Annotated in this window: 27 protein-coding genes; 15 read left to right on the forward strand and 12 right to left on the reverse strand. The window is 62.8% G+C overall.

Annotation, left to right across the window (positions count from 1 at the left end):
- Positions 1-35: 35 nt before the first annotated feature.
- From pbpC to P3S72_RS03965, 5 genes are all read left to right on the forward strand, one after another.
- Positions 36-2,366 carry a peptidoglycan glycosyltransferase PbpC gene (gene pbpC, locus P3S72_RS03945; RefSeq protein WP_276196330.1) on the forward strand — a complete coding sequence of 777 codons (2,331 nt, stop codon included), beginning with the start codon at positions 36-38 and terminating at the stop codon, positions 2,364-2,366.
- A 157-nt stretch (positions 2,367-2,523) separates the two neighbouring features.
- Positions 2,524-2,832, forward strand: a complete 309-nt coding sequence (locus P3S72_RS03950; protein ID WP_276196331.1) for a MazG-like family protein — start codon at positions 2,524-2,526, stop codon at positions 2,830-2,832.
- Positions 2,825-3,574 carry a methyltransferase gene (locus tag P3S72_RS03955; RefSeq protein ID WP_276196332.1) on the forward strand — a complete coding sequence of 250 codons (750 nt, stop codon included), beginning with the start codon at positions 2,825-2,827 and terminating at the stop codon, positions 3,572-3,574. Before P3S72_RS03950 ends, P3S72_RS03955 begins: the two co-directional genes overlap by 8 nt.
- A gap of 24 nt (positions 3,575-3,598) precedes the next feature.
- Complete coding sequence (locus tag P3S72_RS03960) at positions 3,599-4,201, forward strand: DUF4136 domain-containing protein (RefSeq protein WP_276196333.1); 603 nt, start codon at positions 3,599-3,601, stop codon at positions 4,199-4,201.
- A 45-nt stretch (positions 4,202-4,246) separates the two neighbouring features.
- A complete protein-coding gene (locus tag P3S72_RS03965) occupies positions 4,247-4,804 on the forward strand; it encodes a DUF4136 domain-containing protein (protein ID WP_276196334.1) in 558 nt (185 codons plus the stop codon).
- Positions 4,805-4,838: 34 nt separating this feature from the next.
- On the opposite strand, the gene P3S72_RS03970 is transcribed toward P3S72_RS03965, so the two are convergent.
- Together P3S72_RS03970 and P3S72_RS03975 are read right to left on the reverse strand one after the other, a co-directional pair.
- The gene (locus tag P3S72_RS03970; RefSeq protein ID WP_276196335.1) at positions 4,839-5,687 is read right to left on the reverse strand and encodes a MaoC/PaaZ C-terminal domain-containing protein; all 849 of its coding nucleotides are present in this window, start codon (positions 5,685-5,687) and stop codon (positions 4,839-4,841) included.
- 2 nt (positions 5,688-5,689) lie between these two features.
- Entirely contained in the window at positions 5,690-7,042 is a 1,353-nt protein-coding gene (locus P3S72_RS03975) for a 3-oxoacyl-ACP reductase (protein ID WP_276196336.1), read from the reverse strand.
- 114 nt (positions 7,043-7,156) lie between these two features.
- Between P3S72_RS03975 and P3S72_RS03980 the strand changes: the two genes are divergently transcribed.
- The 4 genes from P3S72_RS03980 to P3S72_RS03995 all read left to right on the forward strand — a co-directional run bounded on the left by P3S72_RS03980 (position 7,157) and on the right by P3S72_RS03995 (position 11,359).
- Positions 7,157-8,434 carry an acetyl-CoA C-acetyltransferase gene (locus P3S72_RS03980; RefSeq protein ID WP_276196337.1) on the forward strand — a complete coding sequence of 426 codons (1,278 nt, stop codon included), beginning with the start codon at positions 7,157-7,159 and terminating at the stop codon, positions 8,432-8,434.
- A gap of 135 nt (positions 8,435-8,569) precedes the next feature.
- Positions 8,570-9,466: a PA4780 family RIO1-like protein kinase gene (locus P3S72_RS03985; protein ID WP_276196338.1), complete on the forward strand. Its 897-nt coding sequence runs from the start codon at positions 8,570-8,572 to the stop codon at positions 9,464-9,466.
- 757 nt (positions 9,467-10,223) lie between these two features.
- A complete protein-coding gene (locus P3S72_RS03990; protein ID WP_276193552.1) occupies positions 10,224-10,526 on the forward strand; it encodes a transposase in 303 nt (100 codons plus the stop codon).
- Positions 10,523-11,359: an IS3 family transposase gene (locus P3S72_RS03995; RefSeq protein WP_276193551.1), complete on the forward strand. Its 837-nt coding sequence runs from the start codon at positions 10,523-10,525 to the stop codon at positions 11,357-11,359. The genes P3S72_RS03990 and P3S72_RS03995 overlap by 4 nt, the downstream gene beginning before the upstream one ends.
- A 78-nt stretch (positions 11,360-11,437) precedes the next feature.
- Here P3S72_RS03995 and cueR read toward each other — a convergent pair whose 3' ends face one another.
- From cueR to P3S72_RS04010, 3 genes are all read right to left on the reverse strand, one after another.
- Complete coding sequence (gene cueR, locus P3S72_RS04000; protein ID WP_276197891.1) at positions 11,438-11,839, reverse strand: Cu(I)-responsive transcriptional regulator; 402 nt, start codon at positions 11,837-11,839, stop codon at positions 11,438-11,440.
- Positions 11,840-11,841: 2 nt separating this feature from the next.
- On the reverse strand, positions 11,842-14,043 hold the full coding sequence (locus tag P3S72_RS04005; RefSeq protein WP_276196339.1) for a heavy metal translocating P-type ATPase: 2,202 nt from the start codon (positions 14,041-14,043) through the stop codon (positions 11,842-11,844).
- A 66-nt stretch (positions 14,044-14,109) separates the two neighbouring features.
- Complete coding sequence (locus P3S72_RS04010) at positions 14,110-14,490, reverse strand: hypothetical protein (RefSeq protein WP_276196340.1); 381 nt, start codon at positions 14,488-14,490, stop codon at positions 14,110-14,112.
- Positions 14,491-14,637: 147 nt separating this feature from the next.
- Here P3S72_RS04010 and P3S72_RS04015 point away from each other — a divergent pair, with 147 nt between their 5' ends.
- Positions 14,638-14,829 (forward strand): cation transporter, encoded by a 192-nt coding sequence (locus P3S72_RS04015; protein WP_276196341.1) that lies wholly within the window; start codon positions 14,638-14,640, stop codon positions 14,827-14,829.
- An 83-nt stretch (positions 14,830-14,912) separates the two neighbouring features.
- Entirely contained in the window at positions 14,913-16,106 is a 1,194-nt protein-coding gene (locus P3S72_RS04020) for a multidrug effflux MFS transporter (protein ID WP_276196342.1), read from the forward strand.
- Positions 16,107-16,117: 11 nt separating this feature from the next.
- Here the strand turns inward: P3S72_RS04020 and P3S72_RS04025 are convergent, their stop codons facing one another.
- From P3S72_RS04025 to P3S72_RS04035, 3 genes are all read right to left on the reverse strand, one after another.
- Positions 16,118-16,300 (reverse strand): hypothetical protein, encoded by a 183-nt coding sequence (locus tag P3S72_RS04025; protein ID WP_253393220.1) that lies wholly within the window; start codon positions 16,298-16,300, stop codon positions 16,118-16,120.
- A gap of 145 nt (positions 16,301-16,445) precedes the next feature.
- Positions 16,446-17,459, reverse strand: coding sequence for a zinc-binding alcohol dehydrogenase family protein (locus P3S72_RS04030; RefSeq protein WP_276196343.1), 1,014 nt, complete (start codon positions 17,457-17,459; stop codon positions 16,446-16,448).
- 25 nt (positions 17,460-17,484) lie between these two features.
- Positions 17,485-17,778 carry a putative quinol monooxygenase gene (locus tag P3S72_RS04035; RefSeq protein ID WP_247402556.1) on the reverse strand — a complete coding sequence of 98 codons (294 nt, stop codon included), beginning with the start codon at positions 17,776-17,778 and terminating at the stop codon, positions 17,485-17,487.
- Between the two features lie 118 nt (positions 17,779-17,896).
- On the opposite strand from P3S72_RS04035, the gene P3S72_RS04040 reads away from it, so the two are divergent.
- The 3 genes from P3S72_RS04040 to P3S72_RS04050 all read left to right on the forward strand — a co-directional run bounded on the left by P3S72_RS04040 (position 17,897) and on the right by P3S72_RS04050 (position 21,133).
- Positions 17,897-18,823, forward strand: coding sequence for a LysR family transcriptional regulator (locus P3S72_RS04040; protein ID WP_276196344.1), 927 nt, complete (start codon positions 17,897-17,899; stop codon positions 18,821-18,823).
- Between the two features lie 137 nt (positions 18,824-18,960).
- Positions 18,961-19,656: a helix-turn-helix transcriptional regulator gene (locus P3S72_RS04045; protein ID WP_276196345.1), complete on the forward strand. Its 696-nt coding sequence runs from the start codon at positions 18,961-18,963 to the stop codon at positions 19,654-19,656.
- A gap of 106 nt (positions 19,657-19,762) precedes the next feature.
- The gene (locus P3S72_RS04050) at positions 19,763-21,133 is read left to right on the forward strand and encodes an MFS transporter (RefSeq protein WP_276196346.1); all 1,371 of its coding nucleotides are present in this window, start codon (positions 19,763-19,765) and stop codon (positions 21,131-21,133) included.
- 64 nt (positions 21,134-21,197) lie between these two features.
- Here the strand turns inward: P3S72_RS04050 and P3S72_RS04055 are convergent, their stop codons facing one another.
- On the reverse strand, positions 21,198-22,151 hold the full coding sequence (locus P3S72_RS04055; RefSeq protein WP_247402074.1) for an adenosine deaminase: 954 nt from the start codon (positions 22,149-22,151) through the stop codon (positions 21,198-21,200).
- A gap of 192 nt (positions 22,152-22,343) precedes the next feature.
- On the opposite strand from P3S72_RS04055, the gene P3S72_RS04060 reads away from it, so the two are divergent.
- Complete coding sequence (locus P3S72_RS04060; protein WP_276196347.1) at positions 22,344-23,432, forward strand: calcium:proton antiporter; 1,089 nt, start codon at positions 22,344-22,346, stop codon at positions 23,430-23,432.
- 35 nt (positions 23,433-23,467) lie between these two features.
- On the opposite strand, the gene P3S72_RS04065 is transcribed toward P3S72_RS04060, so the two are convergent.
- From P3S72_RS04065 to P3S72_RS04075, 3 genes are all read right to left on the reverse strand, one after another.
- Positions 23,468-24,826 (reverse strand): 8-oxoguanine deaminase, encoded by a 1,359-nt coding sequence (locus P3S72_RS04065; RefSeq protein ID WP_276196348.1) that lies wholly within the window; start codon positions 24,824-24,826, stop codon positions 23,468-23,470.
- A 184-nt stretch (positions 24,827-25,010) separates the two neighbouring features.
- Positions 25,011-25,697 (reverse strand): SDR family oxidoreductase, encoded by a 687-nt coding sequence (locus P3S72_RS04070; protein WP_276196349.1) that lies wholly within the window; start codon positions 25,695-25,697, stop codon positions 25,011-25,013.
- 56 nt (positions 25,698-25,753) lie between these two features.
- Positions 25,754-26,335 carry a YigZ family protein gene (locus tag P3S72_RS04075; RefSeq protein WP_276196350.1) on the reverse strand — a complete coding sequence of 194 codons (582 nt, stop codon included), beginning with the start codon at positions 26,333-26,335 and terminating at the stop codon, positions 25,754-25,756.
- Between the last annotated feature and the right edge of the window lie 4 nt (positions 26,336-26,339).

Here is a 26,339-nt window from a genome sequence, read left to right on the forward strand (position 1 = left end):
CGGCTAGTTCCCTGCAAGCATAGAGGTTTGCCCGTTTGAATTTGCGTTTAGTTGCTCGCTGGACCCTGGCGAGCCTGCTCCTGGTGATTGCGCTGTTGTGGGCGGCCGACCGCATCTGGCCGTTGCCGTTGCCTAAGGATGATTTGGCGCGGGTGGTGCTGGCCGAGGATGGCACGCCGTTGTGGCGATTTGCCGATGCCAATGGCGTGTGGCGTTACCCGGTGCAAACCGGTGAAGTGTCGCCGTATTACCTCGATGCGCTGCTCACCTACGAGGACCGTTGGTTCTACCAGCACCCCGGCGTGAACCCGTTGGCGCTGGCGCGGGCGACGTGGCAGAACCTGACCGGCGCGCGGGTGGTGTCGGGTGGCAGTACCTTGTCGATGCAGGTCGCCCGTTTGCTCGATCCCCATTCGCGCACGTTCCACGGCAAGCTGCGCCAACTGTGGCGCACCGCGCAGTTGGAATGGCACTTGTCCAAGGCCGAGATTCTCAATCTGTACCTGAACCGCGCGCCGTTTGGCGGCACGTTGCAAGGCGTGGCAGCGGCCAGTTGGGCTTATCTGGGCAAGTCGCCGGCGCAACTGACTCATGCCGAAGCCGCCTTGCTCGCCGTGTTGCCCCAGGCGCCGAGCCGCCTGCGCCCCGACCGCCACCCCCAGCGCGCCCAGGAAGCCCGGGACAAGGTGCTGCGCCGCCTCGGCGAGTTCCAGGTATGGCCCGCGTCGGCGGTGGCCGAGGCCCTGGAAGAACCGTTGCTGCTCGCGCCGCGCCTGGAGCCCAGCCTGGCGCCCTTGCTTGCCCGCCGCCTGAACCGCTCCGACAGCCCGCCGCTGATCCGCACCACCCTGGACGCCACCCTGCAACGCCGTCTCGAAGACCTGCTGCTGGGCTGGCGCGCACGTTTGCCGGAATACACCTCGGCGGCGATCCTGGTGGTGGAGGAAGACAGCATGGCCGTGCGCGCCTACTTAGGCTCGGTGGATATCAATGACGCCAAGCGCTTCGGCCATGTGGACATGATCAGCGCGTTGCGTTCGCCGGGCTCGACCCTCAAGCCCTTCCTGTATGGCATGGCCCTGGACGAGGGGCTGATTCACTCCGAATCGCTGTTGCAGGATGTGCCCAGGCGTTATGGCGATTACCGGCCGGGTAACTTCTCTATGGGCTTTACCGGCGCGGTGCCGGCGAGCACGGCGTTGTCCAGTTCGCTCAACCTGCCGGCGGTGCAGTTGTTGGAAGCCTACGGGCCGAAGCGCTTTGCCGCGCAGATGCGTATCGGTGGGGTGCCGTTGGCGTTGCCGGCGTTGGCCGAGCCGAACCTGGCGTTGATCCTGGGCGGCGCGGGCAGTCGCCTGGAAGATCTGGTGAGCGGTTACAGCGCCTTCGCCCGCGACGGGAGGAGCGCCACGATTCGATTACAGCCGGACGATACGCTTAAAGAACGGCCATTACTGTCGCCAGGGTCCGCCTGGATTGTGCGGCGTATCCTCAGCGGTCAGGCGCGGCCCGACCGCGACCCGCGTGCCGAACTGGTGCAGCGCCCGGCGCTGGCCTGGAAAACCGGCACCAGCTACGGTTTCCGGGATGCCTGGGCGATCGGCGTGGGGCCGCGCTATTTGATCGGTGTGTGGATTGGTCGCCCCGATGGCACGCCGGTACCGGGGCAGTTTGGCCTGGCCTCGGCCGCGCCGTTGATGTTGCAGGTGCATGACGTGTTGACCAACCGCGACAGTCAGCGCGGCATCAGCGCGCCGGTCAAACCGGTGCCGACGAATGTCGGTGTGGCGGCGATCTGTTGGCCGCTGGGCCAGCCCATGAGCCGCAGCGATCCCAATTGTCGCCGCCAGCGCTTCGCCTGGACGCTGGACAACACCACGCCGCCGACCTTGCAGGCACTGGATCAGCCGTTGAGTGTGGGCTTGATGGAAAGCGTCTGGGTCAGCAGCAAGGGCTTGAGGGTGGACGCCCATTGCCCCGGCGCCGTGTTGAAAAACATCGCCCTGTGGCCCGCGCCGTTGGAGCCCTGGTTGCCCAGGGCTGAGCGTCGTGATGCGCGCCTGCCGGCCGCTGACCCCGATTGCCCGCCGCCGGCACTGGCCGCGTCGTCGCCGTTGTCGATCGTCGGCGTGCGCGAGGGCGATCAACTGCGCCTGCCCGCCGCCAGCCAACAGACGCTGCGCCTCAACCTCTCCGCCCTGGGCGGCAGTGGCCGGCGCTGGTGGTTCCTCAACGGCGCGCCGTTGGGCGACAGCGCCAACCAGGACAGCATCAGCGCCAGTTTCGAGCAATTGGGCCGCTACCAGCTCAGCGTTCTCGATGAAGCCGGCCAAACCGCCCGAATCGAATTCAGCGTCGTCGACTAAACCCCATCACTGCCAAGCCAGCCCCCACATTCTGATGTGTGAATCCATTCAAATGTGGGAGCAGGCTTGCCTGCGATAGCGCCCTAAAGTCCATCACCCGGATTCACTTGCCTTCATCCCTGATCCCCCCGAAGCTATACGCCTTCAGGAGCCCCCCATGAACCTCGAACACCTCACCGAACGCCTGCATCGCATCCGCGATACTAACAACTGGAAACAATTCCACAGCCCGAAAAACCTGGCCATGGCCGCCAGTGTGGAAATGGCCGAGTTGGTCGAAATCTTCCAATGGCTCACCGAAGACCAGTCGCGCCAGTTGTCCGCCGACACACTCGCCCACGCTGGCCAGGAAGTCGGCGATATCGTGCTGTACCTGCTGTTGCTGTGCAGCGAGTTGGGCCTGGACATGAACGAGGTGGTGCGCGCCAAGCTGGCCGACAGCGAACGGCGGTTTGCCCATGAGTGATCGTCACTTCGACCAACTGGCCACGCGCTTTGCCGAGAAAATCTACGGCGGTGCCAAAGGCGCAATTCGCCTGGCAGTGTTGCAGGCCGACCTCACCGAAGCCTTGCCACAGCGGCCGCTGCGCGTGCTGGATATCGGCGCGGGCCTGGGGCATATGTCGCTGTGGCTGGCCGAGCGTGGGCATCAGGTGACCCTGGCCGAACCCGCCGAGCCGATGCTTAGCGGTGCGCGCCAACGCTTCGCCGAGGCCGGGCAGACCGCGACCTTTATCCACGCGCCCTGGCAAGACCTGCTCGGCCAACTCACCGAGCCCTACGATGTGGTGCTGTGTCACGCCGTTCTCGAATGGCTGGCCGAACCCCACGCGATCCTGCCCGTGCTGCACCAGTTGACGGTGCCCGGTGGCTGGTTGTCGCTGGCGTTCTACAACCGCGATGCACTGATTTACCGCAACCTGCTCAAAGGCCACTTCCGCAAAATGCGCAAGAACGACATGGCCGGCGAAAAGCAAAGCCTGACTCCGCAACAGCCGCTCGACCCGCGAGAGTTGGCGGCGCAACTCGATGGGCTTTGGCAGGTCGAAAGCCACAGCGGCGTGCGGGTGTTCCATGACTATATGCCGGTGGAATTCCAGGCCCGCGTGGATTTGAAGGAGGTGTTGGAGATGGAGCTCGCTCATCGTCGTCACCCAAGTTTTGCCGGGCTTGGGCGGTATTTGCACTGGATCTGCCGTCCGGTTTAAGCGGCCCAGTCAGTGGAGGTCGAAATGCGTCGTTTCGGGTTAATCCTGTTGTCCCTCGGGCTGGGCGCCTGCTCCAGCCCCAATCCTTACGTGGCCGCCTCGGCGCCGATCCCGCCGGCGCCGGCCCAGGCGGCCCAGACCTTTGATGCCAGCGCGTATCCCGCGCCGGTGCGTGACTATGGGGCCTATCGCATTTGGGCCTGGCGCAACGGCCAGTTGCCGGCGGGCACGGCCTGGGCGGACTCGGCGCAAGTGGCCGAAGCGGTCAGCGGCGCCCTCGACCAGCGTGGCTTGCGCCCCCTGCACGACAACCGCGCGCCCGACCTGCTGGTGAGCGCCGACGTGCATCTGGAGAAGCGCCTCAAGCAGGTCCAGGATGACTACGGCTATGGGTACGGCGGCTACAATCGTTATGGCAACGGCTACGGCATGTACAACTCGGCGCCGATCGTGCGCACCTATGAAGTTCAGGTCGTCGTCGTGCGGGTCAATCTGTTCGATGCGCGCAGCGGTCAGCCGGTGTGGAGTGCCAGTGCTGAAACCGGCAGCCAGGGCAGCCTCAGTGAGCGGGCGGATGCGTTGCGCCAGGCGGTGCAAAAGGCAATGACGGCGTATCCTCCCAGTTAACAGCTATTCTCATTTAATGCCCGGATCGCTCGTTGGAGAACCACCATGTTTCGACGTATCGCAACGCTCGCTTTTGTCGCGCTGTTGGGCGGTTGCCAGACCAGCCAGGTCAACCACGACTTCGATGCCAGCCGAGACTTCGGTGCCTACCGCAGTTGGGCGTGGAAAGACCCGGCTGTGCAATACCGTCCCGATGATCCGCGGATCAAGAGCGACCTCACCGAGCAACGTATCCGCCAGGCCGTCGGCGAACAACTCGACCAACGCGGCCTGCGCCCCGCAGCGGTGGGCACCAGGGCGGACCTGACTGCACAGGCCTACCTGATCGTCGAAGACCGCCAGCAACAAGTCAGCACCAACTACGGTGGCGCCTGGGGCGGGCCGTGGAATGGCTACTGGGGCGCGCCGATGTACAACGAAACGCGCAGCATCAGCTACAAGGTGGCGACCCTCCAGATCGACCTGCTCGACGGCAAGGACGGCAAACTCGTCTGGCGCGGTAGCGACGAGCAAATCATGGCCAACTCGCCCGACCCGCAGGATCGTAGCAACGCCATCCGCAAGACGGTCAGCCGAATCCTTTCCAGCTATCCACCGCACTGAAACTGCGTTGCCCGAGCGAGATCACCGGCCGGTTTCAGCCAATCGGCCGCCATCTACCCACCATGTGTTCAATATCCCCCGAGCCTTTTAACCACAACTCGCCACTGGAACCAGCGCCGCTGGCGTGCAGGGCGACCGCGCTGGGCAGGCGTACCGGTTTCTTGAACTCGACGTCTATGTCGATATTCGCCACGGGCAGGTGCTCACCCAGGGCGGCGAGGGTCCGCGCCTTGTTCCACAGGCCGTGGGCAATGGCTTGGGGGAAACCGAATAATTTGGCAGTCAGGGCGCTTAAATGGATCGGGTTGTAATCGCCGGACACCCAGGCGTAGCGACGGCCGATATCGGCGGGGGCTTTCCAGTGGGTCAATTCGCTGAGCTGGGAGGGCGTGGGCAAGGCGTCGTCCGCCGCCGCGCCGTCGAGCTTCACGCCACGGCAGAGCATGCGGCTCTGCGCTTCCCACAGCAGGCCGAGGGCATCTTCGACGGTGGTCACCACCTCAAACGTCGCGCCCTTGGCGTGGGGCTGGAGGTTTTCTGCGTGTACGGCGATGGTCAGGTCACTCACCGCACTCAAGGGCCGGTGAACACGGATGCGATTGCTGAGGTGGACCAGCCCCAACAGCGGGAACGGAAACGATGGGGCCGTCAGCAGTTGCAACTGCAGGCCGAATGCCAGGATGTGTGGATAAGTTGCCGGCAGCATTGGGCTGTCGGCAAAGCCGCACACCTTGCGATACGCCGCCACATGCTGGGGGTTGACGCTCACACGGCAGCGAAACCCCTGCTCGGGCAAGTGGCTGCCGGTGATTTTGCGCTTGAGCACCGCGTGCCAGTACAACGGCGCAAGCATCGGTGGGCGGTCGAGGGTTTTCCATTCCATGCTTACGCTCCCAGCACACTTTGCCCACACACCCGCAGCGCTTGGCCGCTGACCGCGCCGGAGCCCGGTTGACCGAGCCAGGCCACCGCTTCGGCGACATCCTGCGGCAAGCCGCCCTGGCCCAGCGAGCTCATGCGGCGCCCGGCCTCACGCAGCGCGAACGGGATATGCGCGGTCATCTGGGTTTCGATAAAACCGGGGGCTACGGCGTTGATGCTGATCCCCCGCGCCTTCAACCGTGGTGCCCAGGCCTGGGCCAGCCCGATCAGCCCGGCCTTGCTCGCGGCATAGTTGGTTTGCCCGCGGTTGCCGGCAATCCCGCTGATGGAGGCCAGCAGCACCACGCGCGCGTTGTCGTGCAGGGTGCCGCTGTCGAGCAGGGCCTTGGTCAGCACTTGTGGCGCGTTGAGGTTGACCGCCAGCACGGCGTCCCAGTATTCCGGGGTCATGTTGGCCAGGGTTTTGTCGCGGGTGATGCCGGCGTTATGGACCAGAATGTCGAGGCCATCGGGTAGTTGTTCGATCAACTGGCGGGCGGCGTCTTCGGCGCAGATATCCAGCACGACGGTGCGCCCTCCCAGGCGCGCGGCCAGGGCTTCGAGGTCGGCCTTGGCTTGGGGCACATCCAGCAGAATGACCTCGGCGCCGTCACGGGCGAGGGTTTCGGCGATGGCGGCGCCAATGCCCCGCGCCGCGCCGGTGACCAGCGCTTTGCGCCCGGCAAGCGGGCGCGTCCAGTCTTCGACGGGGGTGGTGCAGGCTTCCAGACGAATCACCTGACCCGAGATATAGGCACTTTTGGGCGAGAGGAAAAACCGTAGCGCCCCTTCCAACTGGTCCTCGGCACCTTGGCCGACCGACAGCAATTGCAACACGCCACCGTTGCGCAGTTCCTTGGCCAGGGAGCGACTGAACCCTTCGAGGGCGCGCTGGGCGCTGGCGGCGAACGGGTCGCTGAGACTTTCCGGGGCGCGGCCGAGGATCACCAGGTGCGCGCTGTGATCGAGATTTTTCAGCAGTGGCTGAAAGAACTCACGCAGTTGCTTGAGTTGGTCGGTGTGTTGCAAGTCGCTGGCGTCGAACACCAGCGCCTTGAGTTTGGGGCCGTGCCCGGGAATCCAGGCCGGTGCTTCCATTGCCCCGGCGCCGTAGCTATAAATGGCCTCGGTGAGTTTGTGCGCAAACGCCAGCACCTTGGCCGCCAGCGCGCCGCCGCCGAGCAGCAGTGCGCCATCGACCGGGCGCAGGCGCCCGGCTTGCCAGCGTTCCAGGCGTACCGGTGACGGCAGGCCAATGGCGGCGACCAGGCGATGGCCGAGGCTTGAGTTGGCGAAGTCAATATAACGGTCAGACATGGAACGCTCTCCGAAGGCTGGGGTTCAAAGGGTTGACCACCCCGGGGCGGCAGTCGTTCGATTGAGCCTAGGCTAGTCTGAAGGACTTACCCCACAACCGACAGGGAGCTTTCCATGACTCAATTGCGCCGTGTAGCGATCATTGGCGGTAATCGGATTCCGTTCGCCCGCTCCAATGGCCCGTATGCCACAGCGAGCAATCAGGCGATGCTGACGGCCACCCTGGAGGGCCTGATCGAGCGCTACAACCTGCACGGCCTGCGCCTGGGCGAGGTGGCCGCCGGCGCGGTGCTCAAGCATTCACGCGACTTCAACCTGACTCGCGAATGCGTGCTGGGCTCGCGCCTGTCGCCGCAAACCCCGGCCTATGACATTCAGCAGGCTTGCGGCACCGGGCTGGAAGCAGCGTTGCTGGTGGCCAACAAGATTGCCCTGGGCCAGATCGAATGCGGGATTGCCGGAGGGGTGGACACCACGTCCGACGCACCGATCGGGGTGAATGAAGGGCTGCGCAAGATTTTGCTGCAGGCCAATCGCAGCCGGTCTATGGCGGACAAACTAAAAGTCCTGTTACAACTTCGTCCGCATCACCTCAAGCCGGAACTGCCGCGCAATGGCGAACCGCGCACCGGTTTATCCATGGGCCAGCACTGTGAACTGATGGCGCAGACCTGGCAGATCCCCCGTGCCGAGCAGGACCAGTTGGCCCTGGAAAGTCACCAGAAAATGGCCGCGTCCTACGCCGAAGGCTGGCACAACGATTTGCTCACCCCGTTTCTGGGCCTCACCCGTGACAACAACCTGCGCCCCGACCTGACCCTGGAAAAACTCGCCGGCCTCAAGCCCGCCTTCGAGCGTAGCGCCAAAGGCACGCTCACCGCCGGCAATTCCACGCCCCTGACGGACGGTGCTTCCCTGGTGTTGCTCGGCAGCGAAGCCTGGGCCAGGGAGCGCGGCTTGCCGATCCTGGCTTACCTGCGCGACGGCGAAGCGGCGGCGGTGGATTTCGTCAACGGTGCCGAAGGCCTGTTGATGGCGCCGGTGTACGCCGTGCCGCGTTTGCTGGCGCGGAATGGCCTGACACTGCAGGACTTTGATTACTACGAGATCCACGAAGCATTCGCTGCCCAAGTGTTGTGCACGCTCAAGGCATGGGAAGATGCGGATTACTGCAAGACCCACCTGGGGCTCGACGCGGCGCTGGGTTCGATTGACCGCAGCCGCCTCAACGTCAAGGGCAGTTCCCTGGCCGCCGGGCATCCGTTTGCCGCGACGGGCGGGCGTATCGTCGCCAACCTGGCCAAGCTGTTGGACGTCGCGGGCAAGGGGCGCGGGCTGATTTCGATCTGTGCCGCCGGAGGGCAGGGCGTGACGGCGATCATTGAGCGTTGAATTGCGTGGAAAATTGGCATATTGGATGCATTCTTCGGTGGTCAAAGCTCGCTAGCCCCTCCCCGAGGCGAGCCGATTGCCGTATAACGAGTGCCATACGCGTGTTTGGTAATAAAGGACCCACAATAAAAGCTGATGAAGACTCCTAAACGCATTGAACCCCTGATCGAAGACGGTCTGGTCGACGAAGTGCTGCGCCCACTTATGAGTGGTAAAGAAGCAGCTGTTTATGTGGTGCGCTGCGGCAATGAATTGCGTTGCGCCAAGGTTTACAAGGAGGCGAACAAACGAAGTTTTCGTCAAGCGTCCGAATACCAGGAAGGCCGTAAGGTCCGTAACAGCCGGCAGGCCCGGGCCATGGCCAAGGGCTCCAAATTCGGCAAGAAAGAAACCGAAGATGCCTGGCAGAACGCCGAAGTCGCGGCGTTGTTCCGCCTGGCCGGTGCGGGCGTTCGCGTGCCCCAGCCGTATGACTTCCTGGAAGGCGTGCTGTTGATGGAACTGGTGGCCGATGAGTACGGCGATGCGGCGCCGCGTCTGAACGACGTGACGCTGGAACCGGACCAGGCGCGCGAGTACCACGCGTTCCTGATCTCCCAGATCGTGCTGATGCTGTGTACCGGCCTGGTGCACGGTGACCTGTCCGAGTTCAACGTACTGCTCACGCCGACGGGCCCGGTGATCATCGACCTGCCCCAGGCGGTGGATGCGGCGGGCAACAACCACGCGTTCAGCATGCTGGAGCGGGATGTGGGCAACATGGCTTCCTACTTCGGACGTTTTGCCCCGGAGTTGAGGACTACCAAGTACGCCAAGGAAATGTGGGCGCTGTACGAAGCCGGCACCTTGCACCCTGGCAGCATCTTGACCGGCGAGTTCGACGAACCGGAAGAACTGGCGGATGTCGGTGGCGTGATCCGCGAGATCGAAGCGGCGCGACTGGATGACGAACGGCGCCAGGCGATCCGCGCGGCGGATGATGCCCCCGCGAGCAAGACAGCGGAAGAACCGCCGCCGCCTTGGATGCAGTGATCTCCAAACCGTTGGAGATCTAAAAATGTGGAAATGATCTTCAGGTAATTGAAGATCTAAATGTGGGAGGGGGCTCGCCCCCGATGGCGCCGTGTCAGTCGATACTTATATTGACTGGTCCACTGCTATCGGGGGCAAGCCCCCTCCCACATTGGTTTTGTGTACACCCCTTACCGCTTCCCCCTTCAGTCGCAGCAACTTCCCGAGGTGTGGGAATGATCTCCAGGCAATTGAAGATCTAAATGTGGGAGGGGGCTCGCCCCCGATAGCGCCGTGTCAGTCGATACTTATATTGACTGGTCCACTGCTATCGGGGGCAAGCCCCCTCCCACATTGGTTTTGTGTACACCCCTTACCGCTTCCCCCTTCAGTCGCAGCAACTTCCCGAGGTGTGGGAATGATCTCCAGGCAATTGAAGATCTAAATGTGGGAGGGGGCTCGCCCCCGATAGCGCCGTGTCAGTCGATACTTATATTGACTGGTCCACTGCTATCGGGGGCAAGCCCCCTCCCACATTGGTTTTGTGTACACCCCTTACCCCTTCCCCTTCAGGCGCAGCAACTTCCTGACGTGTGGAAATGATCTCCAGGCAATTGAAGATCTAAATGTGGGAGGGGGCTTGCCCCCGATGGCGCCGTGTCAGTCGATACTTATATTGACTGGTCCACCGCTATCGGGGGCAAGCCTGAACTGGCCTAATGATTTTGGACACTTCAATCGGGCGCTATGATGGCGCCCAAATCTGAGGTGTTTGGATATGCGTAAATCTTATTCGAGTGAGTTCAAACTCAAGGCGGCCAGCATGGTGCTGGACGAGGGGCAGTCGGTTCCCGACGTCTGTGCCAGTCTGGATATTGGCCCGACTGCGTTGCGCCGCTGGGTCGATCAGGTTCGCAAAGAGCGGCTGGGCTCGACTCCGATTGGCGCCAAGGCTATTACCGCCGATCAACGAGAGATTCAGCAGCTCAAAGCGTTACTCAGGCAAAAAGACCTGGACATCGAAATCCTAAAAAAGGCCAGTGCTCTCTTGCTGTTGGACGCCAAAGATCATTCACGTTGATCTGTGAGCTGGACGAGCAGTACGGCGTTAACAATTGCTGTCGGGCGTTCGGTGTTAACCGCAGCAGCTTTTACGCCTGGCGTCAGCGCCAAGGCAAGGTGAAACCTGAGCGGGAAAAGCTCAAAGCCGCCCTGGTCGAGCATCACAAGGAGTCCAGAGCATCTGCTGGATCGCGCACTTTAGCTAAGGAACTGCAAGCCAAGGGGCATCGCGTCGGGCGGTACATGGCGCGCAGCCTGATGCGTGAAGCGGGCGTCATCAGTCGTCAACGCCGGCGGCATAAGTACAAATCATCCGGCGTGGAAGCGCTGGTAGCGCCGCATGTGCTCAAGCGCCAGTTTGATGTCACAGCGATCAACCAGGTGTGGTGTGGCGATGTGACGTATATCAAAGTCGGCAAGCGCTGGATGTATTTCGCGGCAGTTCTGGATCTGTTCGCTCGCCGGATTGTGGGGTGGTCGTTTTCGATGATTTCCGATGCCACGCTGACCTGCGAAGCGTTGCGAATGGCGGTCGAGTTGCGAGGCCGTCCAAAAGAGGTGCTGTTTCACTCCGACCAAGGCTGTCAGTACACCAGCCACAAATTCAGGAATGAAATGCGCAAGCATGGACTCCTGCAAAGCATGAGTCGCAAAGGTGAGTGCTGGGACAACGCCCCGATGGAGCGTTTCTTTGGGAGCCTTAAATCAGAATGGGTACCAGAAGATGGCTACAGCTCAGAGCATGAAGCCCGAGTGGATTTGCAGCGTTATTTGATGCGTTACAACAACGTCAGGCTCCACAGCTACAACGGCTACCGGTCGCCGGTAGCTATGGAGAAACTGGCGGCGTGAAACCTTAACTGGTGTCCAAAATTAGTTGACCAGTTCAGCCCCCCTCCCACATGGGTTTTGTGTGCACCACTTACCCCTTCAGGCGCAGCAACTACCCGACGCCAACTCCTTGAGAATCGGACAATCCGGCCGATGATCACCGTGGCAGTGTTCCACCAGGTCCTGCAACGTATCGCGCAACTGCCCCAGTTCGCGAATCTTCTGATTCAGCTCTTCAATATGCTGGCGCGCCAAGGCCTTCACATCGGCGCTGGCCCGCTGTCGGTCCTGCCACAAGGTCAGCAGCTTGCCGACCTCTTCCAGGGAAAACCCCAGGTCCCGCGAACGCTTGATAAACGCCAGGGTGTGCAACTCGTCGGAGCCGTACACGCGATAGCCGCTGTCGGTGCGCTGGGCAGCTTTCAACAGCCCGATGGATTCGTAGTAGCGGATCATCTTGGCGCTCAAACCGCTTGAACGCGCCGCCTGGCCGATGTTCATGCTCATGGATGTGGGTCCTCCAGATCCTTGGGTTTCCAGGTTTTCAACAACAGCGCATTGCTCACCACGCTGACGCTCGACAGCGCCATCGCCGCACCGGCCAACACCGGGTTGAGCAGGCCGAACGCCGCCAGGGGAATGCCGATCAAGTTATACACAAAGGCCCAGAACAGGTTCTGGCGGATCTTTGCGTAGGTCTTGCGGCTGATCTCCAGCGCCGCCGGCACCAGGCGTGGATCACCGCGCATCAGGGTGATGCCAGCGGCGTGCATGGCCACGTCGGTGCCGCCGCCCATAGCGATGCCGATATCGGCGGCGGCCAGGGCTGGAGCGTCGTTGATGCCGTCGCCGACCATCGCCACCACGCCGGTTTTTTTCAGTTCGGCGACGGTGGCGGCTTTATCGGCCGGGAGCACTTCGGCGTGGACATCGTCGATGCCCAGTGCCTCGGCGACGACCCGCGCACTGCCGCGATTATCGCCGGTGAGCAAGTGGCTGCTGATGTGCCGCGCCTTGAGTTGGGCCACGGCTTCCAGCGCGCCGGGCTTGAGCGTGTCGCCGAAGGCGAACAGCCCGAGTACGCGCGGTTGCGCGCCTTGTTCGATCAGCCAGGACAAGGTGCGGCCTTCGGCTTCCCAAGCCTTGGCCGAAGGGCTCAGTGCGCCCGCGTCCAGCCCGTTGTCTTCCAGCAGGCGGCGGTTGCCCAGGGCCAGTGGCCGACCGTCGAGGGTGCCGGCAATGCCGCGCCCGGTCAGGGACTGGCTGGCGCTCACATCGGCGACGTTCAGCCCTTGTTCGCGGCAGGCATCCAGCACCGCCTTGGCCAGCGGGTGTTCGCTGCCGCGTTGCAAGGCGCCGGCCTGTTGCAGCAGTAGCGGCTCGTTGCCGTCTACCGCCGCCAGGTGGGCGATTTTCGGCGTGCCGGAGGTGAGCGTGCCGGTCTTGTCGAAGACCACCGCGCTCACGGCATGGGCGCGCTCCAGCGCTTCGGCATCCTTGATCAGAATGCCGTGGCGTGCGGCGACGCCGGTGCCGGCCATGATTGCGGTCGGTGTGGCCAGGCCCAGGGCGCACGGGCAGGCGATCACCAGCACGGCGACCGCATTGATGATCGCGGTCTCCAGCGAGGCGCCGTACAGCCACCAGCCCAGCAGCGTGAGCAAGGCCAGCACCAGCACCGTCGGCACGAAGACCTGGCTGACTTTATCCACCAGTTTCTGGATCGGTGCCTTGGCCGCCTGGGCGTCTTCCACCAGGCGGATGATTCGCGCCAGCACGCTTTCCGCGCCGAGGGCCACGGTGCGCACCAGCAAGCGCCCTTCGCCGTTGATGGCGCCGCCGGTGACCTTGTCGCCCGGTTGTTTCGGCACCGGCAGGCTTTCGCCGCTGATCAGCGCTTCGTCGGCATGGCTTTGGCCGTCGACCACTTCGCCGTCCACCGGGAAGCGCTCGCCGGGTTTGACCAGCACTTGGTCGCCGAGCTTCAGCGCGCTGATGGCGACGTCTTCTTCGCGGCCGTCAACCACCCGAATCGCGTGCTCCGGGCGTAAGGCTTCCAGGGCCCGGATCGCGCTGGCGGTCTGGCGTTTGGCGCGGCTTTCCAGGTATTTGCCGAGCAGCACCAGGGCGATCACCACCGCCGAGGCTTCGAAATACAGGTGCGGCATGCTGCCGGCGGGTGCGGTGAGCCATTCATACAGGCTCAGGCCGTAACCGGCGCTGGTGCCGATTGCCACCAGCAGGTCCATATTGCCTGCACCGGCGCGCACGGCTTTCCATGCGGCAATATAAAAGCGCGCACCGAAGATGAACTGTACCGGCGTGGCCAGGGCGAACTGCACCCAGGCCGGGAGCATCCAGTGCAGGCCGAAGGGCTGTGCCAGCATCGGCAGCACCAGCGGCAATGCGAGCACAATCGCCAGCAGCAGCGCCCAGCGTTCGTGGTGCAGGCGTTGGGCTTGATCGGCCTCGGTCTTGGTTTCGCTTTGGGGCAGGGACGCGCTGTAGCCGGCCTTGTCGACGGCGGCGATCAGTACGGCGGGGTCCATTTGGCCGAGCACCTCGATATGGGCGCGCTCGTTGGCCAGGTTCACGCTGACACGTTGCACCCCCGGCACCTTACCCAGCGCGCGCTCGACACGCCCGGCGCAGCTGGCGCAGGTCATGCCGCCGATGGGCAGGTCAAACGTGGTGGTTCCATTCATGGGGCAGTCCTCCTGAAGAAGTTGCCCCTAGGATCAACCTTGACCTGTGGGGAAGGTCAAGCGTCTTTAGTATTCCAATGCCGCCGGCTTGAGGTACATGCCTTCCGGGCCTTGGGCGATGCGTAATTTGCGCACATCACCGGCTTTCAGCGTGATGTTCTGCGCGGGTGGCGCCAGCAGGCTCGGCAGGCAGCCAGGCGATTGGCCCGGCAGCAGCTTCAGGCGCAGCGATACGTTGCCGGCCGGCAGGTTGAACGAGGTGGACTGTTCCTGGAACAGGCGCCCGGCCAACTGGTCCTGGATGTACAGGCCGATCTCGCAGTTGGTCGGTACTTCTAGGCGTTCGCGGGAAATGATCAGCACCGCATAGTCTTCGGCGGCGCTGGCCATGGGCGCAGCGGCAGACAAGCTCATCAGGCCGACAAGGGCAAAAAACGACCAGCGCATGGCGCGTGCTCCGTGGTTCACATCAAAGATGGGTGAAGCTTGGCCGACTGCGTCACCGAATACCAGCCCGGCGGATATTTTTGCCGCTTGACCTTGCCATCGTGGCAAGGTCGATACTGCGTCCACCCTCATTCAAGGAGTCATGTCATGCAAGTATTCAACGTTGAAGGAATGACCTGCGGCCATTGCGTCCGGGCGGTGACCCAGGCAGTGCAGAATCAGGACCCGGCAGCCGAAGTGAACGTGGACCTGGCGGCAAAGCAAGTCAGCGTGCAGAGCCAGTTGAGCCGCGACGTGATCGCCGGCTTGATCCGGGAAGAAGGCTACAGCGTCGCCTGATTTAATAGTTAGCGAGCTATCGTAATGTTCAACGCACCCAAGCGCGGCTAGACTGTCGGGCTGCCGACATACTTGGGTGCCTGATGAACCTGCGCATACTCCTGATTTTGGGCGCCTTGAGCGCCTTCGCGCCGCTGGCGATTGACTTTTACCTGCCGGGCTTCCCGGCAATGGCCACGGCTTTTGCCACCGATGAAAAACATATCCAGTTGACCTTGGCGGTGTACTTCGCTGGCCTGGCCATCGGTCAATTGATCTACGGTCCGCTGGCGGATCGCTTTGGTCGCCGTGTGCCGCTGCTCAGCGGTGTCACGTTGTTTACGCTGGCATCCTTCGCATGCGCCTACGCGCCGTCCCTGGAATGGCTGATCGGCGCACGCTTCGTGCAGGCCCTCGGCGGTTGCGCGGGCATGGTGATTTCCCGCGCGGTGGTCAGCGACAAGTGTGATGTGGTGACCTCGGCCAAGGTGTATTCGCAACTGATGCTGGTGACCGGCCTGGCGCCGATCCTCGCGCCATTGGCGGGCGGGTTGATGGTCGGTGTGTGGGGCTGGCAGTCGATCTTCCTGGCCCTGACGGTGTTCAGCGTGATGGCCGCGATCGCGGTGGCGGTCGGCTTGCCGGAAACCTTTCCGGCCCATCAGCCTCGGCAACCGTTGTCCGGGTCGCTGCGCCGCTATATCGACCTGTTGTCAGACCGGGTCTACCTCGGTTACGCCCTGACCGGGGGTATTTCGATTGCCGGGATGTTTGCCTACATCGCCGGTTCGCCGTTCGTGTTCATCAAACTCTATGGCGTGCCCGCCGAGCATTACGGCTGGGTATTCGGCTCCAACGCGGCCGGCTTTATCCTGATGGCCCAAGTCAATGCGCGCTTGCTCGCCAGGCGCGGGCCGGCGTTCTTGCTGTCGCGCACGGTGTGGCTCTACATGCTGGCGGCGTTGGCGCTGCTCGGCGTTGCGGCCTTGCGCACCGATGCGTTGTGGCCGTTGCTGGTGCCGCTGTTTATCTGCATTGCCAGCCTGGGCTGCATTTTGCCCAACACCTCGGCCTGCGCCATGAGCGGGCAGGGCGCACGGGCCGGTAGCGCCTCGGCAATGCTCGGCTGCATTCAGTTCGGCGTGGCGGCGGGAGCGGCTTCGTTGGTGGGCGTGTTGCACGACGGCACGGCAATGCCGATGGCCATGGTCATCAGCGTGTGCGGGGTCTTGGCGGTGACGATTGGGATGTCGACCCAGCGCCTGCAACGGGCACGAGCCCTGCAGGCGCAGGTCTGAAAAAGTGTCGGTCAGCCAGCGGCGGAACGTTGCTGGCCGAGTGGGAACCGGTGGGGCGCCTGGATGCGCGCTTGCAGCGTCTCGGCGAAGGCGCGGGCCTCGGCCTCACTGCGGAAGGTGATGGCGTCGCCGTCGAGACGGACCTGCCATTTGTTGCCCGGGGATTTTGCTAACGCTTTTATCAGGATCTTCATTGCTGACTTCCTCACGTAAAAAAATCGTTGCAAAGGCCGCCAATATAAACCCGAATACGCTCACAAATATGACAAAGGTCAATTCTCTGACTAGTGGCGGCGTCCATCACTCACACGAATGACGGACGACACCGACAGACCTTTTTCAGAACCCTTCCAGCACGATCTTGCCCTTGGCCTTGCCGCTTTCCAACAGCGTATGGGCGCGGCGCAGGTTCTCGGCGTTGATCACCCCGAAGTGTTCGCCCAGCGTGGTTTTCAGGGTGCCGGCATCGATCAGTTCGGCCACGCGATTGAGCAGGTTGTGTTGCTCGATCATGTCCGGGGTCTCGAACATCGAACGGGTGTACATGAACTCCCAGTGCAGCGACAGGCTCTTGCGCTTGAGTGTGCTCACGTCCAGGGCCTTGGGATCGTCGATCAGCGCCAGCTTGCCCTGGGGCTGCAGGGCTTCGACCAGTTGATCCAAATGCTGGTCGGTCTGGGTCAGGCTGGCGACGTGGGTCACGTGGGCCACACCGGCGTGTTTCAGGGCTTCGCTCAGCGGCTGGCGATGGTCGATCACCAGGTCGGCACCAAGGGCCTTGGCCCAGGCCTGGGTCTCCGGGCGCGATGCGGTGCCGATGACCTTCAATGCGGTGAGCCGGCTGGCCAGTTGGGTCAGGATCGAACCCACGCCGCCGGCGGCGCCGACGATCAGCAGGCTCTGGCCTTCATCCGCTTGACCCTCGCGCACTTGCAGGCGTTCGAACAACAGTTCCCAGGCGGTGATGGCGGTCAGTGGCAAGGCGGCCGCTTCGGCAAAACCCAGGCTCTTGGGCATATGGCCGACGATGCGCTCGTCCACGGTGTGCCGTTCGCTGTTGCCGCCCGGGCGTACCAGGGAACCGGCGTAGAACACCTTGTCACCGGCCTTGAACAGCGTCACTTCACCGCCGACGGCCTTGACCACACCGGCCACGTCCCAGCCGAGCACCTTGGCGGCGCCGTTTTCCGGGGCGACGTTCTGGCGGACCTTGGTGTCCACCGGGTTGACCGAGATGGCTTTGACTTCCACCAGCAGGTCGCGCGGGCCGGCGATCGGTTCCGGCAACTCGATGTCTTGCAGGGATTTCGGATCGTTGATCGGCAGTGAGGCGTAGTAGGCAATGGCTTTCATGGGGGCTCCGGAAAAAGGGCGGTGATCAGGCAAGAAACTTCAGGCGCTTGAGTTCGAAGTGCGCGAGCACGTCGGCGGCCTTGGTGCGGAAACTCTGGATGTGTGCGCTCTGGTCGTGGTCGGCCAGGGCGGCGTCGTCGCGCCAGCGTTCGAGCATGTAGAACGTCTCGGGATGCTGCAGGTCCTGGTGCAGGTCGTACTGCTCGCAACCGGCTTCCTGGCGGGTCGGTTCCAGCAGGCCGCGCAGCAGGGGCTCGAGGATGTCTTGTTGGCCAGGTTTGGCGATCAGCGTGGCGATGACGTTAAAGGCAGAGGACATATTCAACTCCTGACGCGGGATGTACGGGATGGGCAGATGATTGGCTATTTCCCGTGCAGATAAAAGCGGCTAAAACAGCAGGCTGTTTCAACAATATATTGATAATGGGTGGGATTGGATGCTGCGCTTTGATGATTTGCAGTTGTTCGTGCGCGCGGCGGACCTGGGTAGTTTGTCGGCCGCAGCGCGGGTCATGGACCTGTCGCCGGCGGTGGCCAGCGCGGCGTTGAAGCGCATCGAACAGCAACTCGGCACGCGCTTGCTGGCACGCTCTACCCGCAGCCTGCGCCTCACCGCTGAAGGTGAAGGCTTTCTGGAATATGCGCGCGCTGCGCTAAGTTCTCTGGATGAAGGGCGACGCTTATTGGCCAGTGCCCAGGACCGTGTCAGCGGCGTGTTGCAACTGTCGGCGCCCTCGGATTTTGGCCGCAACCAGCTGTTGCCCTGGCTTGACGAGTTCCAGCGTGAATACCCGCAACTGACCGTGCGCCTGCTGCTGGGTGACCGCATTGCCGACCTGTTCCGCCAGCCGGTGGATATCGCCCTGCGCTATGGCGAACCGGAAGATTCCAGCCTGGTCGCGCTGCCTGTCGCGCCGGATAACGTGCGCGTGCTGTGCGCGGCGCCCAGCTATCTCGCACGCCACGGCGAACCGCGCTATCTGGAGCAACTCGCCCAGCACAATTGCCTGCTGTATATGCTCGGCAGTCGCGTGCATGACCACTGGACGTTTCATGACGGCAAACGCGAAGTCAGCCTGACTGTCGGCGGCGACCGCTTCAGTGACGATGCTGACGTTGTACGTCGATGGGCTGTGGCAGGGGTGGGCATCGCCTACAAGTCCTGGTTGGATGTGAGCAGCGATGTCCTCGCCGGGCGCTTACGCGTGATTCTGCCTGAGCTGCGCGGCGAGCGCACGCCGCTCAACCTGTTATGCGCCCATCGTGCGCAGTTGAGTAAGCCCATTAATCTGCTGCGGGAAATGCTCGTGTCCCGCTGTGCGACATTGACCGCGCAACGGTCGGAACAATTCACCAGTGGGTAATAGCCTCCACGAAAGCAGGAAATTTCACTCAGATCCTGTCCCTATCCGCGCTGTCAGACGCCGGGGAACTGGTTGCTCGCGCACCTATACTTTGGCGCCAACCACAGCAGACAAATGATCTAACAAGGAGTGAACCGATGGAACAGGCACCTTGCATCAGTCAGATTGCCAGCTTGCTCGCCGAGCCAAAACGCACCGCTATGCTCTGGGCCTTGATGGACGGCTCGGCCAAGTCTTCGCACGAACTGGCGACGCTCGTCGGGCTGTCGCCGGCCTCGGCGAACGCGCATCTGGCGCGGCTTACCGGGGGCGGTTTGCTGCGCGTCGAGGCCCGTCGCGGCAAGCGCCTGTTTCGTGTGGCGGCGGCTGATGTCAGCACCGCGATCGATGCGTTGGCCAGCACCACCATGGCCAGTGCCGCGCGCAGCACACCGCAGGCTTCACCGATGACGCTTGCGGCTCCGGCCCTGCTGCGCCATGCGCGGTTATGCCATGGCCACCTGGGTGGCGAGCTGGCGGCGCAGCTGTATCAGCGGATGATCGCGGCTGGGTGGATCGAGCGCTGCGAGCACCGCACCCTGGTCACGGTCAAAGGCGCGCAGCACCTGGCCGGCTTCGGCATCTTTACCCAGGCGCTGGCGTTACCGCTGGTGTGTGACTGTTTCGATTGGAGCCAGCAGCAACCGCATCTGGGTGGCGCGCTGGGGGCCGGGCTGTTGCAGCTATTTTTGCAGTCGAACTGGATCAGTGCGATCAACGAGTCCCGCGCCTTGCTGGTCAGCGACACCGGGCTCGCGGAAATCACGCGGTTGGCCGGGCCCGACGCGCTCTGATGCCGGATGGCGTCGTTCAGAGTTGCGATCAGGTCGCACCCAGCAATAACCCGGAAAAACGATGCCCCACACTCCCAATAGGGATTTTTCACACGGGGGATGGGGCATGGGTACGCACGGCTATAGCGCAGCAGAACGGCTGGAACGGTTGCCCATCAGCGGTTACCACCGAGTCATTTTTATCATCATCGCCCTGGCGTTTTTCTTCGACTCCATGGATCTGGCGATGATGACCTTCCTGCTCGGCTCGATCAAAACCGAGTTCGGCCTGAGCACGGCCCAGGCGGGCTTGCTGGCCAGTTCGAGTTTTTTCGGCATGGTGGTGGGCGCGTCGTTGTCCGGGATGCTCGCGGATCGATTCGGGCGCAAGCCGGTGTTCCAGTGGAGCATCGTATTGTGGGGGATCGCCAGCTACTTATGTTCCACGGCGCAGACGGTGGAGACGCTGACGCTGTTTCGCATCCTGCTCGGCATTGGCATGGGCATGGAGTTTCCCATTGCGCAGTCGATGCTTTCGGAGCTGATTCCGGCCAAGAAGCGCGGGCGCTATATCGCGTTGATGGATGGCTTCTGGCCGTTGGGTTTTGTGGCTGCGGGGGTGCTGTCGTACTTTTTGCTGCTGGTGATCGGCTGGCGCGACATCTTCCTGGTGCTGGCGGTGCCGGCGGTGTTTGTGTTGGCGATTCGGTTTTTTATCCCGGAGTCGCCGCGCTGGCTGGAGCAGGCCGGGCGACATGCGGCGGCAGATAAGGTGTTGCTGGGGATCGAGCAGAAAGTGCGCGACTCCCTGGGCCGCGCCGACTTGCCGGAGCCCATTCGCCTGCCACGGGTGGAGAGTGTGCCGGGTAACTTCTTCTCGGCGTTCCAGCAGTTATGGTCGGCGCAGTATCGCCAACGCACGATGATGATCTGGAGTGTGTGGTTCTTCGCCTTGCTCGGGTTTTACGGGCTGACGTCGTGGTTGAGTGCGTTGTTGCAGCAGTCGGGGTTTGCGGTGACCCAGTCGGTGTATTACACCGTGATCATTTCCCTGGGCGGGATTCCCGGCTTCCTGATGGCGGCCTGGCTGGTGGAGCGTTGGGGGCGCAAGCCGGTGTGCGTCGTGACGTTGCTCGGCGGTGGGGTGATGGCGTTTCTGTATGGGCAAAGCGCGGTGGTCGGCGGCAATGTGGGCCTGCTGATTACCTCGGGGCTGTTGATGCAGTTCTTTCTGTTTGGCATGTGGGCGGTGCTGTACACCTACACGCCGGAGTTGTACCCCACCTCGGCGCGGGCGACGGGGGCCGGGTTTGCGTCGGCGATCGGGCGGGTCGGGTCGTTGCTCGGGCCGCTGGTGACCGGGCTGGTGTTCCCGATCACCGGGCAGGGCGGGGTGTTCGCCTTGGGCGCATTGTGCTTTGCGGTGGCGGCGTTGGTGGTGTGGGTGTTTGGGATGGAGACGAAGGGGAAGACGCTGGAAGAGTTGAGCGAAATTTAACTGGTAATACACAACGCATGTGGGAGCGGGCCTGCTCCCACATGGTGAGTCGGTGTTTATTCAGTTATGGCTTCACCAACCGCGCATCCAGGCTGTTTTGCGCCAGGCGTTTGGCCTGGTCCTGGGTCATGCCCAGGGCGGTGTGCAGCGCATAGAAGTTCTCGGTGACATAACCGCCGAAGTACGCCGGATCGTCCGAGTTTACCGTCACCTTCACCCCACGCTCGAGCATGTCGAGGATGTTGTGCTGGGCCATGTCGTCGAACACGCGCAACTTGGTGTTGGACAGCGGGCACACGGTCAGCGGGATCTGTTCGTCGATGATCCGTTGCATCAGGCGCTCGTCTTCGATGGCGCGCACGCCATGGTCGATACGCTGGATTTTCAGCAGGTCGATGGCTTCCCAGATGTACTCGGGCGGGCCTTCTTCGCCGGCGTGGGCCACGGTGAGGAAGCCTTCGTGGCGGGCACGGTCGAACACGCGCTGGAACTTGCTCGGCGGGTGGCCCATTTCCGAACTGTCCAGGCCCACGGCCACGAACGCGTCACGGAACGGCAGCGCCTGGTCGAGGGTTTTCTCGGCTTCGGCTTCGCTCAAGTGGCGCAGGAAGCTGAGGATCAAACCGCTGGTGATGCCCAGTTGCTGCTCGCCATCTTTGAGCGCGGCGGCGATGCCGTTGAGCACCACTTCGAACGGCACGCCACGGTCGGTGTGGGTTTGCGGGTCGAAGAAGGGCTCGGTGTGGATCACGTTCTGCGCTTTGCAGCGCAGCAGGTAGGCCCAGGTCAGGTCGTAGAAGTCCTGGGAGGTGCGCAGCACATCGGCGCCCTTGTAATACAGGTCGAGAAACTCTTGCAGGTTGTTGAAGGCGTAGGCCTTGCGCAGGGTGTCGACGTCGTTCCAGGGCAGCGCAATCTTGTTGCGCTCGGCCAGGGCAAACAGCAGCTCAGGCTCCAGCGAGCCTTCCAGGTGCAGGTGCAGTTCAGCCTTGGGCAGGGCGTTGAGCCAATCGTACATGTCTAAAATCTCATCAGGTGCAATGGCGGCATTCTACAGGCGATGACTGAAATAATCGGCAAAACCTGACCAGGAGGAGAGTATCGGTCCTATTCGCACAAGGGCGGTGCGAACTAAGCTGTAACGAAACGTTAGCGGTGTAGTGCAGTCTGTACCTCATCCACGACTGATTTGCCGCACAAAAGGCCCGCAATGCTCACATTCCTCAAGCAAGAAAAATTCATGCTGCTGGCGCTGATTGCCGCCATCGCCGCATACCCGCTGGAGCACTGGATGCTCCATAACGGGCAAATGGTCGCGCTGCTGGCCGGCATGGCGCTGATCGGCTTTATCGTGGTCGCGTCGATGCGCGTCGCCCACCATGCCGAGCAACTCGCGGAAAAGGTTGGCGACCCCTACGGCACCATGATCCTGACCCTGGCCGCCGTGCTGGTGGAAGTGGTGATCCTGGCGATCATGATGAGCAACGAACCGTCACCGACGCTGGTGCGCGACACCATCTACTCGGCGGTCATGCTCGATATCAACGGCATCCTCGGCCTGGCCGCGCTGATGGGCGGCATCAAGCATGGTGAACAGTCCTACAATGATGATTCGGCGCGGACCTACAGCGTGATGATCCTCACCGCCATGGGCGTGTCGATGGTGGTGCCGGAATTCATCCCCGAAGCAGACTGGAAGATTTACTCGGCCTTCACCATCGGCGCGATGGTGGTGCTCTACACCCTGTTCCTGCGCATGCAGGTGGGCCCGCACAGTTATTTCTTCAGCTACAGCTACCCGGACAAACGCCGCAAGACGTTGCCGGAAGAACAGGCGCCGCCGGTGAACCTGGCGCTTTCCATCGGTACGCTGGTGTTCGGGGTGATTGTGATTGGGGCGCTGGCCGAGGTGATGTCCAAGACCCTCGACCTGGGCCTGGAAGGCACGGGCGCACCGCCGGTGGTGACGGCGATTGTGGTCGCGGCCATCTCGGCGGCGCCGGAAATTCTGACCGCCTTGCGCGCCGCCCTGGCCAACCGCATGCAGTCGGTGGTCAACATTGCACTGGGCGCATCGTTGTCGACGGTGATCCTGACGGTGCCGGTGATGGAAGCGATGGCGCTCTACACCGGCCAGCCGTTCCAGATGGCGATGACGCCGGTGCAAAGCGTGATGGTGTTGATCACGCTGATCGTCAGTGCGATCAACCTCAACGATGGCGAAACCAACGCCATCGAAGGGATGACCCACTTTGTGCTGTTTGCGACCTTTATCATGTTGTCGCTGTTGGGGGTGTAACCGGTTCTTCCGCGTCCCGCAGAACGGTGTTTGACTCAGGTTCCAGCGATGAGCTGGCGGGCGGCCTGGCTGTGATCGGCGATCAAGCTTTTCAAGTCCAGGCCTTCAACCTGGCCGTCGATCACCCGCCACTTCCCGCCGATCATCACCCGGTCCGCCCGGTCGGCGCCGCACAACAGCAGCGCCGAAATCGGATCGTGACTGCCGGAAAAGCGCAGCTCATCCAGTTTGAACAGCGCCAGATCGGCCTGCTTTCCTACGGCTAACTCACCGATATCCGAACGGCCAAGCAACTGCGCCGAGCCTTTGGTCGCCCAACCCAGCACGCCTTGCGGGGTGATCTTTTCCGCACCATAACGCAGGCGCTGGATGTACAGGGCCTGGCGGGCTTCGAGGATCATGTTCGACGCATCGTTGGACGCCGAGCCGTCCACGCCCAGGCCGATCGGGGCCCCGGCGGCGAGCAGGTCCAGGGTCGGGCAGATGCCGGAGGCCAGGCGCATGTTCGAGCTTGGGCAATGGCAGATACCGGTGCCGGCGGCGCCCAGGCGGGCGATCTCATCCGGGTTGAAGTGAATGCCATGGGCCAGCCAGGTGCGCGGGCCGAGCCAGCCGACGCTGTCGAGGTAGTCCACGGTGCGCAGGCCGAAGCGTTGTAGGCAGAAGTCTTCCTCGTCGAGGGTTTCCGCCAGGTGCGTGTGTAGGCGCACGTCGAGGCTCTCGGCCAGTTCGGCGCTGGCTTGCATGATTTCTGGGGTGACGGAAAACGGTGAGCAGGGCGCCAGGGCGATCTGGATTTGCGCGCCGTCGCCGCGTTCGTGGTACTGGCGGATCAGGCGTTCGCTATCGTCCAGAATCACCGCGCCCTGTTGCACGGTTTGTTGCGGCGGCAAGCCGCCGTCGGCTTCGCCCAGGCTCATGGACCCGCGAGTGAGCATGGCGCGCATGCCCAGTTCGCGCACCGTGTCGACTTGCACGTCGATGGCATGTTCCAGGCCGTCCGGGAACAGGTAGTGGTGGTCTGCCGCCGTGGTGCAGCCCGAGAGCAGCAATTCCGCCAGCGCGACTTTGCTGGCCAGCGCGAGTTTTTCCGGGGTCAGCCGCGCCCACACCGGATACAGGGTTTTCAACCAGGGAAACAGCGGCTGATTGACCACCGGCGCCCAGGCGCGGGTCAGGGTCTGGTAGAAGTGGTGGTGAGTGTTGATCAGCCCCGGGAGGACCACATGCTCGCGTGCGTCGAACACTTGTGTGCAGGGCAGTGCAGGCGCTTGCCCGATGGCCAGCAGTTCGGTGATCACACCGTCTTGCAGCACCAGGCCGCCACGGGCATCGAGGCCGTTGGCAGTGAAAATCGCGAGGGGGTTTTTTAACCAGATACGGGTCGCAGGCATGGGCCGGCTCCTCTGAATGATGGGTTCAGGTTTGCCAGCTCAGTGTTGCCCTGTCTGCTGATCCAGGGTCGCCGGTGAGGGCGAGGTGGCTAGATTACGTGTAGTTCTAGATCCGGTCTACCTGTAGGAGCGTGCTGCTCTCGAGCTCATCGCACGCCAGCTCGCTCCCACATTTGATTGCGGCTTACCAGGGAACGGTGTTGCCTCTGTAGTCCACAAAGTGATGGCCGCCTTTGCCGGTGTAGGCATTCACCTGATCGACCAGGCCGCGCACGCTGGTCTCGACATCAATGTGCGCGTTTTCGCCGCCCATGTCGGTCTTGACCCAACCTGGATGCAGCGACAACACGGTCATTTTTTGCTCACCGAGCTGGGTGATAAAGCTGTTGGTCATCGAGTTGAGGGCGGCCTTGCTCGCCTTATAGAGCGCCAGGTCGGAGCCGTCGGGGATGGTCACGCTACCCAGGACTGAACTCATGAACGCCAGCACGCCGGAGTCCTTGCGGATCTGCCCGGCAAAGCGCTGGGCCAGGTTGATCGGCGCCACGGCGTTGGTGAAAAACAACTGGCCGACTTCCGCCAGGGTGGCGTGGCCTGGCTCCTGGTTCGCCGGGCCCTTGATGCCGGCGTTGACGAACAGCAGGTCGAATGTGCGGTCCTTGAGACGCTGGCTCAGGGCGATCACGGCTTGCTGATCGTCCATGTCGAGTTTCTCGATCTGTACCGGGCCCACGGCTTTCAGGGCGTCGGCCTTGTTCGGGTCACGCACGGTGGCGGTCACGTCCCAGCCATCTTTGAGCAACTGCTTGACCAGGCCAAGGCCCAGCCCGCGTGAGGCGCCGATGATCAGTGCGGTTTTTGGCGTAGACATGGAGGGCTTCCTTTGGCGTCGCGGTTCAGGGAGTTCAGCGGATAACCTTAGCAGTTTCAGCGTTGCAGCAGGATTCGCCCTCGGCTCAGGTCGGCAAGCTGGCTTTGCAGGGTATCGATGTGTGCTTCGCCCAGGGCCAGTTGCAGCTCCACGCCGTTGGCGGTGAAGTGTTCCTCCACCACCAGCCCGCCGAGTTCGGCGACCCGCAACTTGACCAGGTTCAGCTCGGAAAACCCGCAGGCGCAGCTCAACGGCACGCGGCTGATCAGCTCAATGCGCTCGGCGGTTTGCAGGCATTTGTTGGCGCCGCCGCCATACGCCCGCGCCAGCCCGCCCGTACCCAGTTGAGTGCCGCCGTACCAGCGAATCACCAGCACCACCACCTGATCGAAGCCCTGGGCCTCAATGGCGGCGAGGATCGGTCGCCCGGCGGTGCCGCCAGGTTCGCCGTCGTCGTTGCTGCGGTACTGGTCGGCGAGCTTCCAGGCCCAGCAGTTGTGCGTGGCGTTCAGGTCGCTGTGCTGCTCGATGAACGCCTGCGCTTCTTGCGCACTGGTGATCGGTGCGGCGAGGGTAATAAAGCGGCTTTTGCGTATTTCTTCGCGAAACTCGCAAAGGCCGATGAGCGTGAAAGGCATAAGA

This window comes from Pseudomonas sp. D3 (genome assembly GCF_029320995.1).
GTDB lineage: Bacteria > Pseudomonadota > Gammaproteobacteria > Pseudomonadales > Pseudomonadaceae > Aquipseudomonas > Aquipseudomonas paraveronii.

Bases quoted from the DNA above. Each gene is read 5' to 3' on its own strand.
- P3S72_RS04030 (WP_276196343.1), bottom strand. From the start codon at position 17,459: ATGAAAGCCATTGCCTACTACGCCTCACTGCCGATCAACGATCCGAAA.
- P3S72_RS04015 (WP_276196341.1), top strand. From the start codon at position 14,638: ATGCAAGTATTCAACGTTGAAGGAATGACCTGCGGCCATTGCGTCCGG.
- P3S72_RS04020 (WP_276196342.1), top strand. From the start codon at position 14,913: ATGAACCTGCGCATACTCCTGATTTTGGGCGCCTTGAGCGCCTTCGCG.
- P3S72_RS04060 (WP_276196347.1), top strand. From the start codon at position 22,344: ATGCTCACATTCCTCAAGCAAGAAAAATTCATGCTGCTGGCGCTGATT.
- P3S72_RS04010 (WP_276196340.1), bottom strand. From the start codon at position 14,490: ATGCGCTGGTCGTTTTTTGCCCTTGTCGGCCTGATGAGCTTGTCTGCC.
- P3S72_RS04005 (WP_276196339.1), bottom strand. From the start codon at position 14,043: ATGAATGGAACCACCACGTTTGACCTGCCCATCGGCGGCATGACCTGC.
- P3S72_RS04055 (WP_247402074.1), bottom strand. From the start codon at position 22,151: ATGTACGATTGGCTCAACGCCCTGCCCAAGGCTGAACTGCACCTGCAC.
- P3S72_RS03965 (WP_276196334.1), top strand. From the start codon at position 4,247: ATGTTTCGACGTATCGCAACGCTCGCTTTTGTCGCGCTGTTGGGCGGT.
- P3S72_RS04075 (WP_276196350.1), bottom strand. From the start codon at position 26,335: ATGCCTTTCACGCTCATCGGCCTTTGCGAGTTTCGCGAAGAAATACGC.
- P3S72_RS03970 (WP_276196335.1), bottom strand. From the start codon at position 5,687: ATGGAATGGAAAACCCTCGACCGCCCACCGATGCTTGCGCCGTTGTAC.
- P3S72_RS03985 (WP_276196338.1), top strand. From the start codon at position 8,570: ATGAAGACTCCTAAACGCATTGAACCCCTGATCGAAGACGGTCTGGTC.
- P3S72_RS03975 (WP_276196336.1), bottom strand. From the start codon at position 7,042: ATGTCTGACCGTTATATTGACTTCGCCAACTCAAGCCTCGGCCATCGC.
- P3S72_RS03955 (WP_276196332.1), top strand. From the start codon at position 2,825: ATGAGTGATCGTCACTTCGACCAACTGGCCACGCGCTTTGCCGAGAAA.
- cueR (WP_276197891.1), bottom strand. From the start codon at position 11,839: ATGAACATCGGCCAGGCGGCGCGTTCAAGCGGTTTGAGCGCCAAGATG.
- P3S72_RS04025 (WP_253393220.1), bottom strand. From the start codon at position 16,300: ATGAAGATCCTGATAAAAGCGTTAGCAAAATCCCCGGGCAACAAATGG.
- P3S72_RS03950 (WP_276196331.1), top strand. From the start codon at position 2,524: ATGAACCTCGAACACCTCACCGAACGCCTGCATCGCATCCGCGATACT.
- P3S72_RS03960 (WP_276196333.1), top strand. From the start codon at position 3,599: ATGCGTCGTTTCGGGTTAATCCTGTTGTCCCTCGGGCTGGGCGCCTGC.
- P3S72_RS04040 (WP_276196344.1), top strand. From the start codon at position 17,897: ATGCTGCGCTTTGATGATTTGCAGTTGTTCGTGCGCGCGGCGGACCTG.
- P3S72_RS04050 (WP_276196346.1), top strand. From the start codon at position 19,763: ATGGGTACGCACGGCTATAGCGCAGCAGAACGGCTGGAACGGTTGCCC.
- P3S72_RS04035 (WP_247402556.1), bottom strand. From the start codon at position 17,778: ATGTCCTCTGCCTTTAACGTCATCGCCACGCTGATCGCCAAACCTGGC.
- P3S72_RS03990 (WP_276193552.1), top strand. From the start codon at position 10,224: ATGCGTAAATCTTATTCGAGTGAGTTCAAACTCAAGGCGGCCAGCATG.
- P3S72_RS04065 (WP_276196348.1), bottom strand. From the start codon at position 24,826: ATGCCTGCGACCCGTATCTGGTTAAAAAACCCCCTCGCGATTTTCACT.
- P3S72_RS04070 (WP_276196349.1), bottom strand. From the start codon at position 25,697: ATGTCTACGCCAAAAACCGCACTGATCATCGGCGCCTCACGCGGGCTG.
- P3S72_RS04045 (WP_276196345.1), top strand. From the start codon at position 18,961: ATGGAACAGGCACCTTGCATCAGTCAGATTGCCAGCTTGCTCGCCGAG.
- P3S72_RS03980 (WP_276196337.1), top strand. From the start codon at position 7,157: ATGACTCAATTGCGCCGTGTAGCGATCATTGGCGGTAATCGGATTCCG.